Below are 14,876 nucleotides of genomic sequence, written 5' to 3' on the forward strand. Positions count from 1 at the left end.
TGCTGTCATGAGAACTTTAGCTCTAGGCATCATCGGCTGTGCGTCCATCGTTCGCAGGGCAATATTCCAGCCGCTTCCGTTCGTCGAAGGCATTAGCGTGGTGGGCATTGCTAACCGTACAAGATCGCGGGCGGAGGCGCTGGCTGCGGAATTCGGTGTACCGCACGTATTTGAGCGGCTTGAGGATGTATTGGCAAGCCCGGATGTGGACGCCGTGTATATCGCGCTGAGCAATGACCTTCATGCCGAATGGGTGCTGCGCGCCGCCCGGGCGGGCAAGCATGTGCTGGTGGAAAAGCCGATTGCGATGAATGCGGTGGAGTGTGCGCAGCTTGCGGAGCGGCTTGCAGGCGAGCCAGTGGTTGTGCTGGAAGGGCTGATGATCCAGCATCACCCGTGGCAGAGCGACTTGCGGGAGCTCATTCAAGGCCAGCGTTATGGCAAGCTGCTGCAGATGCGGACGGAGCTGCATATATCGATGCGTGATTTGCCAATGACGAGCTACCGCTGCGATCCAGACAGAGGAGGAGGCGTCTTCGCCGACCTTGGCTGTTACTGGCTGCAAATGCTGCAGCAGCTGCCGGGCATTGAGGCAACCAACCCCTCGAAGCTGAAGGCGGAATCAGCGTTCGACGGTCCGAGGGGCTGCGACTGGACGTTCGACGCCTCGCTCGCCTATGCCAGCGGGTTCGTTGCGGAACTGTCGGCTTCCTTCGAACGCCCTTACCGTACGCGGCATGTATTGAGGCTGGAGCATGCTGTCCTTGTAGTAAACGATTATTTTCGCGCCAACGTTGGCAGATATAAAATCACGATCAAGATCGAGGAGCCGGGAACCGGCCGCCCGCTTGGCAGCAAAAGCTTTGAGCCGATGCATTATTACGAAAATCAGCTGGCGTATTTCCGCGACAGCGTCTGGACGGAGACTGGCAAAGGAAGTCGCGAGCTTCTTCGTGAATCGCTGGAGCGAGTTAGGCTCCAGGAGCGGATTCTTGCGGCCGCTGTGTACCGCAAGCGCTATGTCGAGGAAGGTATGAAGTAAAGGAGATAACAGGCATGATCATTGAGGTTGACGGCTTATCCAAATCCTTCACTTACCATAAGAAAGAGCTGGGACTTAAAAGTTCGATCCAAAATTTGTTCCGCCGCGAGCAGCAAACCAAACATGCGGTTTCGGATATTTCCTTCAGCATCGAGGAGGGCGAGGTCGTCGGATTCCTCGGGCCGAATGGTGCCGGCAAGACGACGACGCTCAAGATGCTGTCGGGCATTTTGCATCCGACGAGCGGCAGCGCCAAGGTGTTCGGCTACACGCCATGGGAGCGGAAAAACGAATTTAAACGGCAATTTTCCATCGTCATGGGACAGAAAAATCAGCTGTGGTGGGACTTGCCTGCGAATGAGTCGCTATACCTGAACAAATGCATCTACGAGGTGGACGATGCAGAGTATGCGCGTACGCTGGGAGAGCTGACCGAGCTGCTGGACGTGAAGGAGCTGCTTAAGGTGCAGGTACGCAGATTGTCGCTAGGTGAACGGATGAAGATGGAGCTGATTGCCGCTCTCATTCATAAGCCGAGAATTCTCCTTCTTGATGAGCCGACCATCGGTCTCGATATTATTTCGCAGCGCAAAATAAGGGAGTTTTTCAAATATTACAATCGCGACAAAAAAACGACAATCGTCCTGACCAGCCATTACATGAACGATATTGAGGAGCTGTGCGATCGGTCTATTATCATCAACCACGGAAGGATCGTATTTGACGGAGGGCTGAGTGAGGTCAATGAAAGGCTCGGGCATAAAAAAATTATGAAGCTTGTGCTTTCCGAGCCCGTTGAAGAATGGGTGCTGAATCAAGTCGGGGAGGTCAAGGAATTCAAGGATACGCATGTGAAGTTCGTGTTCGAGCAGTCGGAAATTAAAAAAATGTCGCGCTGGGTGCTTGATCACCTGCCCGTAATCGATTTCACCATCGAGGATATTCCGATTGAGGAGGGCATCGCCCTGCTGTACCAAAGTGGCGGTGAGAAGCATGAGACTGCATAGCATGTACTTGAAAACCTTCTCACTCGGCGTGCAAAATTCGCTGGAATACCGGACGAACTTCTTTCTGAACCTGTTTGGCGCAGTATTTCCAATTTTAATTCAGTACTTCTACTGGAGGGCGGTGTTTACCAGCTCGGGCCAACAAATGGTATTCGGATTTTCGTATAACCAGATGATCGCCTATTCCATTCTGGCCGTCTTGATGTCTAAGCTGATCGGCACCACGTTTCAATACGAAATTGCCCGGGACATAAAGGACGGCGGATTGAATAAGTACCTTGTCAAGCCGATCGGGTATTTATCATACCGGATTTTCTGCTTTCTTGGGGAAAAAAGCGTGCAAATGCTCGTTGTGCTCGCCCTTTCAGTGATTGTCATGCTGCTGCTGGACGCGTGGCTCGATTTTCCGGTCAACCTGCCCTATATTTTGCTGTTTCTATGCGTTGTGCCCAGCGCTTTAATGCTGAACTTCTTCATCTATTACAGCTTAAGTGCTGTCGCCTTCTGGTTCACGGAAGCGAATGGCGCATTTCGGACGTTTGTGCTGCTTGCCAATATTGCTGGCGGAGGGTTGTTTCCGCTGGATATTTACGGCCCGGTTACCAAGGCTATTCTATTGGCGCTTCCATTCAATTACGTGATTTATTTCCCTATCCGTCTGCTCAGCGGCATGCTGACCGGCCCGGAAATTGCTACTGGGGCAATGATGCAGCTGATCTGGATCGGAGTGTTCGCCGCACTCTCGACCTTGCTGTGGAGGCAGGGTCTCACGAAATATATTGCGGTGGGAGGGTAGCCGCCTTGTTAAAGACATTAAAAAGATATGCGTTGATCTACAAGGTTATCGTCAAAAACTGCTTCATCGCCCAGATGGAATACCGGATCAATTTTTTGTTCGCTAACACGATTGAAATCGCTTATTTATTCATCAAGCTGCTTTATGTAATGGTTGCGTTCCGCGTCGGGGTCGTCATTAACGGCTATACGCCAGATATGATGATGATGTTTGTCGGGTCCTTTACGATGATGACGGGCTTTTATTGTCTTTTCTTTTATTCGAACTTCATGAATTTGAGCAATCACGTTCGAAACGGAACGCTTGATTTGCTCATCACTAAGCCGGTTTCGTTGCAGTTTATTGTGACGCTGCGCAATGTGGACTTCGGCTTCTCGTTTACAAACATAGTGGCCGGAGCAGGGATGATTATTATTGCCTGGGCTCGCATGGGCATTCCGGTCACACCTTCGCGGGTATTGGTGTTCATGCTGTTCATCTTCCTTGGCATCGTGCTCAAATATGCGATTTTCCTGATGCCATCCTTGATCTCGTTCTGGACGGTGCAGACGGCGGCGGTCAATCAAATGTCTACCGCGATATGGGATATGAACCATGTGCCAATGCATATATACGGCCGCTCGGTTAGGCATGTAGGCACATTTTTGTTCCCGGTGCTTGTTATTACTAATTTTCCGCCGCTGTTCGTGCTCGACCGACTGAGCTGGGCGCATATGGTCTGGTTCCTGATCGCCCCGCTGCTATTCTTATTTCTCTCGCGGAAGCTGTGGAATGTGGCCATCCGCAATTATTCCAGCGCAAGCAGCTAGGCGGGGCGATTCGGAGCCTAGTCTAGTCCAGTCCAGCGGGGGATGCCCATTTACAAGCTGCGCATGATTGAAAAGCACCATAGACCGGGACGCCAAGCACATGACGATTGAAAATAGAAGTTCTTAACAGAGGAGCGTCGGGGATGGGGAAAACAAAGGTTGTCTTATTGTCCGGCGGCTTCGGTACCCGTCTGGGTGAAGAAACGATGCTGCGGCCGAAGCCGATGGTAGAGATCGGAGGCATGCCGATTTTATGCCATATTATGAATATTTACGATGCTTGCGGCTTTAATGAGTTTATTATCGCTCTAGGCTACAAGAAGGAAATGATCAAGCAATATTTTCTCAATTATATGTACTTGCAAAACGATTTCTGCATCCAGATGAGCCAAGCGACCGTCGATATTGTCAGGCACAGGCAGCCGGATTGGACGGTGCATCTGCTCGATACGGGATTGAGCACCATGACGGGCGGGCGACTGCACAGGCTTCGGGATCAGCTCTGCGGCGGTACATTCATGACGACCTATGGGGATGGAGTGGGGGACATCGACGTCAAGAGCTTGCTCGATTATCACAAATCCCATGGCAAATTGGCGACGGTCACGCTCGTCAAGCCTCGTGCCCGCTTCGGCACGGTGGACCTAATGGGCGATCAGGTCGTCTGCTTCAAGGAAAAGGCTGATACCGGAGGCTGGATTAACGGCGGTTTTTTTGTCTTTGAGCCAGGCGTGCTTGATTATATCGCTCACGATACGGATGTGCTTGAGAGCGATGTCCTTCCTCGGCTGGCTGAGGAGGGACAACTGATGGCTTACAGACACGATGGGTTCTGGGACTGCATGGATACGATGCGCGATAAGCAGTATCTTGAAAGCCTTTGGGCTTCCGGGGAAGCCCCCTGGAAGCGCTGGCGCGAGGATTAAGGGAGGTGCTGAAATACCTATGGATGTGATGAATAATTCGATCGTACAGGAAGATATGGCGTATATCCAAGAAAAAATGGCCAACCCCGCCTGCTTCGTCGGGATGAACATTTTGATTACCGGCTGCGGCGGCTTTATCGGGTTTTATCTGACTCACTTGTTCGTTCATCTGAAGCGGCAGGGCTATGCCTATGGCAAGCTGCTGCTGCTCGATACCTTCCGTTCCAGCATCCCGGAGTGGCTTTCCCGCCTAACCCAGGAACATCAGGATATTGAGGCGCACACGTTCGATATTGCCAGAGACAGCCTTGAGCTTGTGCAGGGCGCCGTGTCTGCTGATTACGTCTTTCATATGGCTTCCATCGCCTCGCCCACGTTTTATCGGCAGTTTCCAGTCGAAACGATCGAAGCGAATGTCATGGGGCTGCAGCGGCTGCTCGACTTCTATAAGCATCGCCCGCTGAAGGGGCTTCTGTTCTTTTCCAGCAGCGAAATATACGGCGATCCGGACCCGGCTTACATACCGACCCCTGAGTCGTACTGGGGACATGTGGCGAGCATCGGCCCGCGCGCATGCTACGATGAGTCGAAACGAATGGGCGAGACGCTGTGCTACGTCTATCATCAGACATTCGGCATGCCAGTCCGTGTTGTGCGGCCGTTCAACAATTTCGGTCCCGGCATGTCGCTCACGGATCGAAGGCTGCCCGCTGACTTCGCGCTAGCCGTGATCCGGAATGAACCGATTGTCATTCACTCGGACGGCAAGCCGACTCGGACGTTTTGCTACATTGCCGACGCGATTGACGGCTACCTCCGCGTCCTTCTGCATGACGAATTCGACTTTTTTAATATCGGAATGGACGGCGGAGAGCTGTCCGTTGAACAGTTGGCTGGCATATATCGTGAGGCTGCCGCTGAGCTGCAAGGCTACACGGGCGACATCCACTACACTGCATCCCCAGAAAAGGATTATTTGCTGCATAACCCGTCTAGGCGCTGTCCGGACCTTTCAAAAGCCCGAGGTGTGCTCGGTTACCGGCCCGAGATTGAAGTGTCCGAAGGAGTCAGACGTTATTTAACGTTTCTGCAGAAGGAGTTGATCTCCGTATGATCGCGGTAATCGGACTAGGCTTCGTCGGTCTGACGACTGGGCTTGGACTTGCCCATCGTCTCGGCTGTACCCTATTTGCATACGATTGCGATCCGGAAAAAAGGGAGCTGTACCAAACCGGAAGGATACCGTTTCACGAGCCAGAGCTGCAAGAGCAGCTTGGGCGCTATCTGGGCAGCCGATTCGTGGTTTGCGATACGCTCGAAGAAGCCTTGCGTAATGCGGAATATATCTTTTACTGCGTAGGCACTCCCGCTCTTGCCGATGGCAGCGCAGATCTGAACGCCCTGCTGGATGGGTTGAAGGAGAGCGGCGAGGTGTTGCGCGATGGCCGGTTCCGCGTGCTGATCATAAAGTCCACCGTACCGCCGGGTACGACTTCGCGCGTAATTGCTCCTCTGCTCAAGCAGCTGGGATTACGTCTTGGAGAGCATGTCGGCCTCGCAACAAACCCGGAGTTTCTAAGGGAAGGCTCGGCGTGGCGCGATGTGATGGAGCCGGACCGAATCGTCATTGGGGAGGCTGAGCCTGTCGGAGGACGGATGCTTGCCGAGCTGTATGCCTTGGGCTTTGATGCTCCCGTCCGCCGCGTATCGGCCACAACTGCCGAATTTGTTAAATATATGTCCAATTCGCTGCTCGCCACGCTAATCAGCTTCGCGAATGAGATGGCACTGATTGCGGAGCAGACTGGCGACATTGAGATTCCTCAGGCGTTTCGCTTGCTTCACGAGGACAAGCGCTGGCACGGCACGCCAGCCAAGATGACGGATTACGTATATCCAGGCTGCGGTTTCGGCGGATATTGCTTGCCTAAGGACATCGCGTCTATGATTCATCACGCTTCTGTCATTGGCGAGCCTGCCGGCCTGCTGCAGGCTGCGGCCCTCGTGAACCAAAAGGCGCAGCTGCGAATGGCGGAGCGGATTGCCGCTGCTGCCGGAGACCAGAAGAGCCGTAAGATTGGCATTCTTGGGCTTTCATTTAAGCCGGGCAGCGACGATGTACGCGGCGCCGTTTCCTTTGAAATCATTCGTCATTTGCTCGGGATGGGCTATCTGAGCATTGCTGCCTATGACCCGCTAGCGATGAAAGCGTTCGATCTAGCTTACGGAATGCCTATTTCATATGCACAAACGATGGAGGAGCTGGCTTCGGGGAGCGAAGTTATCGCGCTGATTACCAGCTGGGAGGAATTTGCAGAGAAAAGGCATTTGCTCTCGGGCAAGCTCGTCATCGACGGCAGGTACACGGAAGCGCAAAGCGGGGTGATTGTTCATGCTGGAGAATAAGGAAAGCATCGTGAATATATTGGCGAAGCTGCTGAATCTAGAGCCGGAGCTGCTTGTGGGGCTTGGTGAGGACGCAGATTTAACGGAGCAGTATTTAAGCTCCGTTCTTGTGGTGGAGCTTGTAGTTGAGCTGGAACAATATTTTGGCCTGATGATCGATGATGAAGATTTATTGACGGAAAATGTCTCCACGATGCGGAAAATCGGGGAGCTGATCTCGAAATATATAGAGATGCAGCCATCGAAGGAGTGAGCGAAATGACGTTTTGCTGGATGCTTCCGCAGGGCGATCTTCAGCAGATCATGGAGCAGACTATAGCCGCCGAAGGGGACGGCTTTCATTCCGTGCTGTTGATCAATGCGAACGATTACATGGACCCGTGGCTTGCTGCCTCATATTTGGCCGAGCGAACCGAGAAGCTGCGATTTCTGATCGCGCAAAATACGAGCTATATTCTGCCAACGGCAGCGGCGAAAGCGCTAAGCACATTAAACCTGCTGACTAACGGCCGAGCGGATATAAATGTAGTAACTGGCAGCTCAGCCATTGAGATGGGGCGCATGACGAAAGCGGTTGGCCACGAGCAGCGCTACGAGCGGACGAAGGAATTTGTAGAAGTGTTTCACCGCCTGCAAGAAGGCGGGAGCGTTCACTTTAGAGGTTCCTGGTTCGAGGTGAATCAAGGAGAGTTGTATCCGAAGCCGTCTTCCTATAGCAGCGTGTTTATATCCGGCAGCTCTCCCGAGGCGATGCAAATCGCGGCTGCTGGCGGGCACCATTATTTAACGTATGGGCATGATTACCCGGTTGTCAGCCAGCGGCTTGAAACGTTTCGTGGATATATCCCGAAGACAAGTCTGGATCGTGCCAAGTGCGGCATTATGATCGATATTATCGCCAGAGAGACGACTGAAGCGGCTTGGGCCGCAGCGGAGCGTTTTCTTGGCGAAGCTAGCGCTCTAGAGAAGCGCACGAACCGGCTGTTCCGCAATAATTGCGATGCTGCTGGTATTCAGAGCTACAAGGCGCATTATGCAGACCCGATGGCAAAAGTATCCGAGCACTTATGGGCAGGACTCGTGCAGCTGAATACATCAAACGGCTTTTCCATCGTCGGCTCGTACGAGGAGGTACGGCAGTCGATCCGGAAGTTCCAGCAGCTAGGCGTAGACTATTTTATTCTGAGTGGGCTCGCGGGGCCCGATGAACAGCTGCGCATCGGCGAGTATATTCTCCCCTATGTAAGAGGAAATAAGGAATCCGAAGGATTTTCGTCGGCGGTAAAGGAGGCCTCATCCCTTGGAAATGGACATTATGCCTAAGAAACCTTTTGCCATACGTGCAGGCCTGCACTGCTTGTTCTCCGGTTTGTACCACATCCTTGAGCAAGAGCGGCCGGAGGCGGCAGCGGAGAGCGATGAAGCGGATATATATTTCGAGACGAACGGACTGAATTTGGAGTACTACGGAGATCTGAACAGGGTTTGGCTTGCGTCTCAGGAGGACATTGTAGAACGATTCGCCGGAACTTACGGACTCCAGCTGCATGCCTCATTCGAGGTGGAGCTTGATCCGGGTGCCGCGCTGCTGCGACTGCGGGAGGCTGTGCTTCAAGGCCGCATGCCGCTGGTGTTTATACGTACGACATCGCTCGACTATCATGAAGTATTTAGAGACGGAGAAGAACGAAATCACCTTGTGCTTCTGCTTGGCTGGGACGATGGCGACGATTCGGTTCTGATCGGTGACAGCTCTTTTCTCGATCAGGCGGGGCACGTCACTACCTATAAAGGAGTGCTAACGGTTGATGCGCTGCGAAGGGGATTATGGGGCTACGCTTGGTTCAAGGCAGATGCGGAGCAGAAGCCGTCCACAGGAATTGGACGATTTAATACGGTTCTCCAAAACATCCGCACATTTAATCAAGGCTTAGAGCTGCCTGACCAAAGGTACCAAGGCAGTCTTGCCTACCGTATGTATGTAAGGGATTACAATAAGCTGCTTGCGTTAGACGCTCCGGCTTTCTCTGCTGTGTGCCGGAATGTGTATTATTGCTTCCGGGTCGGGGGAATGCTTCATCAGCTTGAATACCTCGCTGTATATATAGGGCGCTATAAAGGGCGGTGGCCGCAAGAGGGTCAAGAGCTTCTAAACCACGTGGAAGGATTGCGGGAGCAATGGCGCAAAGCGCTGATGCAGTTGTACAAGGTCGGACTATCCGTCCAGCGCGGTAAGATCGGCCTTGTGCAGGACCGATTCACTCTGCTGCTTGATGAGCACGACAAATTGCTGGTTGCGCTGCTAAGCGCGGTGGACGAGGAACAAGGAACCGCCAGCCGATGAAAGCTAACCTGCATGTACAAGACGACAATGGAATCGTTCAAGAAGCCATCGGACGCTTCGCTCTAGAACGAGTAGCATTCGTTCCGCTGGAGAGCTTTGAGAGTGAAGTGTACGCATGGGAAATGGAAGGGCGCAAATTTATTCTAAAACTAACCCGGAAGAGTCGTCGGACCCGGGAACAGCTGCTGGGAGAAATCGATTTTGTTCAATTTGTCTCTTCTAATGGCGTATCCGTTGCTAGGCCCATCGCTTCAAGGAGCGGTCAATACGTGGAAAATATCGTCAGTAGCATGGATGATATGGAGGGCATGGTGGACGGCGAAGGAAGTGGAGGCAGCGCGGGATACTGGGCGTATGCTTTCGAGTGGGCGGAGGGCGAGCGAGTCGGCCCCGCCCACTATGGGCCCAAACTTTACAAAGTATGGGGGACCGCCATGGGACGGCTGCATAGCCTTTCCGAGCGGTATGCGCCGAAGCTGCCCGAATGGATTCGTCCCAGCTGGGAGGAATCGGAGCTGCTGCCAACGTTAGACGTATGTGCCCGCAGCTCGTTTCCGGAGCTTCGGTCTGCGGTTGACACCTGGATGACCAAAGTAAGGCGAATTCCTGAGCATACGGGGGAATTTGGTTTAATTCACAACGATATGCATCCTCGCAATTTTCATTGGACCGGGGAAGGCATTGTCATGTTCGATTTTGACGGATTGACTCATCATCATTATGCGAGCGACATTGCGGTCGCATTGTATTACGGTTTGGCGGAACATAGCCGGGCAAGTGAGAGCAGTTGGTCTCCTGAGAAATTCCTGCACTGTTTTTTGGAAGGATATTCGGTTTGCCGGACCGTCTCAGCAGAGCTGCAGCGCCATATTCCCGATTGGATGATGTTTCGTCATATCCAGCTTTATATGTTGTATTTCCGGTCTTGGGGGGAGCGGCCCGCTGGTGTCACGGAGAGATGGATCTTGAGCCGTTACAGGAAAGATATTATAGGAGGAACGCTGTTCGGCAGGAAACCTGAGGATTTGGCATGAACAAGCTAATCACATTCTAAGCCTGGAAAGGAGCTCCATCATGAATCGTACGGAATGGACCAAGGAACATATCGCGGGTTATGTGCTGTCGCTGATCAAGGAGCAGCTTCAATTGGAGAAGGATGTCGCGCCAGATGATGAGCTGGCAAGCTATGGTATGGACTCATTTGCTTCAATGAGTCTTGTTGTAGCGTTCGAAACGAACTTCAATATCGTCTTTGAAGACGAGGAGCTGCTTTTCGAAAATTTTGCCACCTTGCAGGATATGGTCGAAGCCATTTACGGAAAGCTGCAGCCATGAATCTTGAGTGGGTTGATTGCTCGATCGACAAGCTGCTTACCCTCTTCCCAGGCATTCATCCTTATGCGGCAATGATAGACCGCTGGGCGTTCAAGCCGGTATGGGACGAGGAGGGCGAGGAGGTGGATTTGAGCCGGGTGCTGGCTACGGAGGAACAGCTTCTTACACACTATGGCATTGAGCGGAGTTATGAAAACGACTGGATCGATGAAGCACTGCGAAGCGGGCATTTGGTACTGCTCCCTTGCGATCTGTTCTACATGCCGCATGCCAAGGTGTTTTACGGTAAAGAGCATGCAGGGCACTTCATTATTGTGCGTGAGCTGCTGCAAGACGGGAGTTACTTGATCTTCGACGATCATCCCGCGTTTTGCGGGGTGATGGATCGGAGAGGACTAAAGACGGCCCATGATGCGCTCAGCTTGCCGTATCAGAGGTTTTTTCCAGGCATGCTTCAGGTGACGGACGCTTGCGCAATTGGCTATGTGTCCCGCATGCTCAAGGCGGATTCCTTTTACTTAAGCGACTTTGCACGGAGATTGCTGGTCTCGGAGGAGACGATGCTGCGCAAATGTCTGATCCTGATGGGAACGCGCCATTTTTATCATCGGCTGTATGGCTTCATCCGAATGATAGACGCTGCGCCGCTACCTTCAGGAGAAGGAGAGGCCGTGTCGGAGCTGCGAAGAAGCATTATTCAGTATGTGGACAGCTGGAGAGCTACGGTTAATCTCGCCACGAGGGTGCTGCTTCAGCCGGAGCAGCCGATGTGGGACCGAGTCCAGAAGCGGCTTGAGCACCATCTGGAAAGTGAGGCGCTGCTTCCGAATGCAGCCGCTCGTTTTCTTGAACTGCTGCATTCGGAAGCTCAGCAACGAAGAAGATTAAGCTGATAAAACCTTCTATAAGGGAGGGGCAAATGTCGATGACGCTTACTACTAGGTATGATCGTGTACGATTAACGAGTTTACGGCTGGCTTGGGGGCTCTTGCTGACGAAATACCATGAGCCCGGGCAGCTTCAGCTGCACATGAATGAGCAAGGTAATCCGCCAGTGTGGAGCTGCAAGCGAACTGGCGAGGCTCCCAGCTGCGGCAAATGGACTAATTTGAATCTAGGCTGCTCAGTGGAGGAAACCATTGAAAGCTGGCTGCAGCGGTTTCAGACAATGCTTGGCATTCCTTCAATGAACGAGGTTATCGGAGCTTCTCCGCAGCGATGTTCCTCGGAATGGCGGGATGAGCTTGAGCAAATCGTGTATGACGATGTTAGATGGAATGGGCATTTGCACAAAAATATTTCTATAGAACGCTTCAAATCCCATCTGGCCAGCTTGGAGGAGGCGCTGCTTCACAAGCGGAATCAGCTGCTTAGGGATGTGCCCATGCTGCTAGCCGATGAATATACTCAGCTCGTAAGGGACTTCAACCAGACAACACTTGCGTTTCCACGGGAGAAGACGATACACGGACTATTCTCAGAGCGCGCGGCGTCGCATTCGGGACGTATAGCGATCGTTTCGAACTCTGGCAATTTGTCCTACGGGGAGCTGGAGAGAGAATCCAGCAGACTGGCTGCCTCGCTGCGCAAGAGAGGGGTAGGAAAGGGACAAATGGTTGCCATTACGGCTGACCGCACGCCGGAAATGCTGATCGGTTTATTGGCGATTTTGAAAGCAGGCGCCGCATACATCCCCATTGATCACCGCTCCCCGGAGGCGCATAACCGCATCATTTTGGAGGACTGCGGAGCTCAAATCGCAGTCTCCCGCATGCGAATGCCGGGACTTCAGACGCTTAATCCCTATGAGGCCTCGTCTTACTCGGAGCAGTCTGAGTTTGAGATGAGCGCTCTCATGTCGAACGATTCAGAACTGCTGGCGTATGTCATCTATACATCGGGAACGACGGGAGCCCCTAAGGGAGTTATGATTCGGCATCGGAGCGTCATCAATTATGCAGCTTGGTTTAACGCTCAATACGGAACCGAGGAGCCACTTCGTGTGCTTCTATCCGCCAATTTGACGTTTGACGCATCGGTAGAGTCGATCTTTTGCACCTTGCTAGGGGGTGGCAGCGTCGTCATGATTCAAACCGAGCTGTTGATGCATCAGCGTGCATTTCGGCAATTCATTGACAAGCATCAGGTACAGGTCATTCATCTCGTCCCTACGCTGCTGAATCGTCTGCTGTCGGAAGGAGAGCGGCTTGCTAGCGTGCATATTGTGATTTCTGGAGGAGAAGCCCTTGAGCAAGGGTTGAAGGAACGGCTTCTGCACAAGGGATATCGGGTTTTTAATCACTACGGTCCGACGGAGGCGACGGTTGTGTCCGTAACCGCCGAGCTGAAAGAAGGCTTGCCAGTAACGATTGGCAAACCGATTGGAAATACAAGCCTTTACATCGTTAATTCATACATGCAGCCATGCCCGATTGGTGTGATTGGGGAAATCTGCATCGCCGGAGAAGGCTTGGCTATGGGGTATCTGCAACGCGAGGAGCTGTCGAAGCAAAGGTTTGTTCCGAATCCATTCGAACCAGGAGCTTTGCTATACCGCACTGGCGACTTTGGAAAATGGCTGCCGGAGGGGCTTGTCGAGTATGTGGGCAGAGTCGACGATCAATTGAAAATAAATGGCATACTTGTTCATCCTGAAACGATTCGTAAAGCGGTTGAGGCTCATCCAGCGATTCAAGCTGCCGTTGTCATTTTTTTACCGGACGCTGAAGGAGGTAAGCTGATTGTTTATTATCGCCTGGAGCAGACGGGTTCGATAACGGTCACGGTATCGGTAACGGAACTGCGAAGTTTTTTACTTCAGCTGCTGCCGCCCTCGATCATCCCTAAGCAGTTCGTGGAGATGCAGGAATTTCCGCTTAATTTAAATGGGAAGGTGGATAAAAAACGACTGCTTGCTGAGCAGGAGAGCGTATAAGCACAATAATGGGATGTGTCGAGAAATGAGATGATGGCTCTAATTGAGCTTTATCATGGTGGCTGGAAACAAATCGCCCCCCGCATCCATTTTCGGAAGCGGGTAGGGCGGCATAGCTTCCCTAGGCAAACCCCGTCCTAACATTCGTCTACATTCTTGACTATTCGAATATATTCGTAGAGAGAACGCGGATGTAGATTGAAGGAGGAATTGGGCAAATGGAGGATTTTTCAACCGCTACCACTAGTCATACAGGCAGCACACTGAGCATTCAAAAGGTAGATGGCTTTATCGATTTTATCCGTGAAATAAATGAATTTCTTCAAAAAGAAGATGATCTTTCTCCAGCTAATCGACGGGTGACGAATAGGATTGGACGCCTTTCACAGCAATTACGTGCCTACTATTCGCCTGAGGAAGTCAAGGCCGTTCTAAGCCATGAATATATGGTATTGAACCAGCGAATGCTGCAGGATAAGTTGTCACAAGCTGAATTTTTAGCAGAGCTGGCTGATTCTAAGCATATTGTTAGAGCGGAGGATTCCGCTTTGGATATCGTCACTCGTTTGCCCTACTGGACGATATACATAGCCTTGGTTAGCGAGGAGCTTTCCACGTTTCGCCAGTTTATTCGACAAGACGATCGGATGGAAAATTCGCCGGTTGTGTTTGTTGGCAGTGGGCCGATACCGCTAACTCCAATTATTCTTCATTTATTTTCTAACGTGGAGGTCATCTGCCTTGATATCGACCCGGCGGCCTGTGAGGCATCCTGCTCTGTCCTCGAAAAAATGGGATTAAGGACTAAAGTGAGTGTCATTATGAAAAACGGAGCAGAGTTCGATTACAGCCCTTACAACCGGATTTTTGTGGCTAGCCTCGTTCAAAATAAGCTGGCAGTGCTTGGACAAATAAGTCGTACATCCCAGAGTCCTCTTGTAGCTGTTCGGACGGCTGAGGGCATGAGGCAAATTATGTATGAAGCGATTGATGAATCGCAGCTGAACATGCAGGGCTGGCGGGTTGCCGCACGAACTTGGCCTGACGCTAAACTAGTCATCAACTCCACTTTGTTTTTGGAGCGTGTGGACAATTTTGCCGCGTCGGATTGACAACGTTGCGTGTTGCTTACAGACGGGCAATGGTAAGGTTTTTACCTAACGTGCTGATTAGTCCGCTTTGCAAAAAAGGCCGAAGAAATCCCTGCCAAGCAAGGATATTCTTCGGCGTTTACTGTTCGCAGACCCTCATGAGCAAAGTGCACACGGTACATATT

15 protein-coding genes are annotated in these 14,876 nt (G+C 52.0%); all 15 read left to right on the plus strand.

All coding sequences use genetic code 11. The features are described from left to right. Positions 1-7 precede the first annotated feature (7 nt). The 15 genes from MHB80_RS09485 (at position 8) to MHB80_RS09555 (ending at position 14,712) form a co-directional block, all read left to right on the plus strand. A complete protein-coding gene (locus MHB80_RS09485) occupies positions 8-1,042 on the plus strand; it encodes a Gfo/Idh/MocA family oxidoreductase (protein ID WP_341281901.1) in 1,035 nt (344 codons plus the stop codon). Between the two features lie 14 nt (positions 1,043-1,056). Further along, positions 1,057-2,049 (plus strand): ABC transporter ATP-binding protein, encoded by a 993-nt coding sequence (locus MHB80_RS09490; RefSeq protein WP_341281902.1) that lies wholly within the window; start codon positions 1,057-1,059, stop codon positions 2,047-2,049. Continuing rightward, positions 2,036-2,845 carry an ABC-2 family transporter protein gene (locus MHB80_RS09495; RefSeq protein ID WP_341281903.1) on the plus strand — a complete coding sequence of 270 codons (810 nt, stop codon included), beginning with the start codon at positions 2,036-2,038 and terminating at the stop codon, positions 2,843-2,845. Before MHB80_RS09490 ends, MHB80_RS09495 begins: the two co-directional genes overlap by 14 nt. A gap of 5 nt (positions 2,846-2,850) precedes the next feature. Continuing rightward, entirely contained in the window at positions 2,851-3,654 is an 804-nt protein-coding gene (locus tag MHB80_RS09500; RefSeq protein ID WP_341281904.1) for an ABC-2 family transporter protein, read from the plus strand. A gap of 143 nt (positions 3,655-3,797) precedes the next feature. Beyond that, positions 3,798-4,580, plus strand: a complete 783-nt coding sequence (rfbF, locus tag MHB80_RS09505) for a glucose-1-phosphate cytidylyltransferase (protein WP_341281905.1) — start codon at positions 3,798-3,800, stop codon at positions 4,578-4,580. Positions 4,581-4,599: 19 nt separating this feature from the next. Further along, positions 4,600-5,694 carry an NAD-dependent epimerase/dehydratase family protein gene (locus MHB80_RS09510; RefSeq protein ID WP_341281906.1) on the plus strand — a complete coding sequence of 365 codons (1,095 nt, stop codon included), beginning with the start codon at positions 4,600-4,602 and terminating at the stop codon, positions 5,692-5,694. Continuing rightward, the gene (locus MHB80_RS09515; protein ID WP_341281907.1) at positions 5,691-6,986 is read left to right on the plus strand and encodes a nucleotide sugar dehydrogenase; all 1,296 of its coding nucleotides are present in this window, start codon (positions 5,691-5,693) and stop codon (positions 6,984-6,986) included. Before MHB80_RS09510 ends, MHB80_RS09515 begins: the two co-directional genes overlap by 4 nt. Continuing rightward, positions 6,973-7,239, plus strand: a complete 267-nt coding sequence (locus MHB80_RS09520; protein WP_341281908.1) for a phosphopantetheine-binding protein — start codon at positions 6,973-6,975, stop codon at positions 7,237-7,239. The genes MHB80_RS09515 and MHB80_RS09520 overlap by 14 nt, the downstream gene beginning before the upstream one ends. Before the next feature lie 5 nt (positions 7,240-7,244). Further along, positions 7,245-8,309, plus strand: a complete 1,065-nt coding sequence (locus MHB80_RS09525; protein WP_341281909.1) for an LLM class flavin-dependent oxidoreductase — start codon at positions 7,245-7,247, stop codon at positions 8,307-8,309. Further along, on the plus strand, positions 8,287-9,330 hold the full coding sequence (locus MHB80_RS09530; RefSeq protein ID WP_341281910.1) for a hypothetical protein: 1,044 nt from the start codon (positions 8,287-8,289) through the stop codon (positions 9,328-9,330). The genes MHB80_RS09525 and MHB80_RS09530 overlap by 23 nt, the downstream gene beginning before the upstream one ends. Continuing rightward, positions 9,327-10,364 (plus strand): phosphotransferase, encoded by a 1,038-nt coding sequence (locus MHB80_RS09535; protein WP_341281911.1) that lies wholly within the window; start codon positions 9,327-9,329, stop codon positions 10,362-10,364. The genes MHB80_RS09530 and MHB80_RS09535 overlap by 4 nt, the downstream gene beginning before the upstream one ends. A gap of 40 nt (positions 10,365-10,404) precedes the next feature. Then, complete coding sequence (locus MHB80_RS09540; RefSeq protein ID WP_341281912.1) at positions 10,405-10,665, plus strand: acyl carrier protein; 261 nt, start codon at positions 10,405-10,407, stop codon at positions 10,663-10,665. Then, complete coding sequence (locus tag MHB80_RS09545; RefSeq protein ID WP_341281913.1) at positions 10,662-11,558, plus strand: hypothetical protein; 897 nt, start codon at positions 10,662-10,664, stop codon at positions 11,556-11,558. Before MHB80_RS09540 ends, MHB80_RS09545 begins: the two co-directional genes overlap by 4 nt. A 32-nt stretch (positions 11,559-11,590) precedes the next feature. Then, the gene (locus tag MHB80_RS09550) at positions 11,591-13,600 is read left to right on the plus strand and encodes an amino acid adenylation domain-containing protein (RefSeq protein WP_341281914.1); all 2,010 of its coding nucleotides are present in this window, start codon (positions 11,591-11,593) and stop codon (positions 13,598-13,600) included. A 218-nt stretch (positions 13,601-13,818) separates the two neighbouring features. Then, positions 13,819-14,712, plus strand: a complete 894-nt coding sequence (locus MHB80_RS09555; RefSeq protein WP_341281915.1) for a nicotianamine synthase family protein — start codon at positions 13,819-13,821, stop codon at positions 14,710-14,712. Positions 14,713-14,876: the final 164 nt, after the last annotated feature.

Source organism: Paenibacillus sp. FSL H8-0537, from assembly GCF_038051995.1.
Classification (GTDB): domain Bacteria; phylum Bacillota; class Bacilli; order Paenibacillales; family Paenibacillaceae; genus Pristimantibacillus.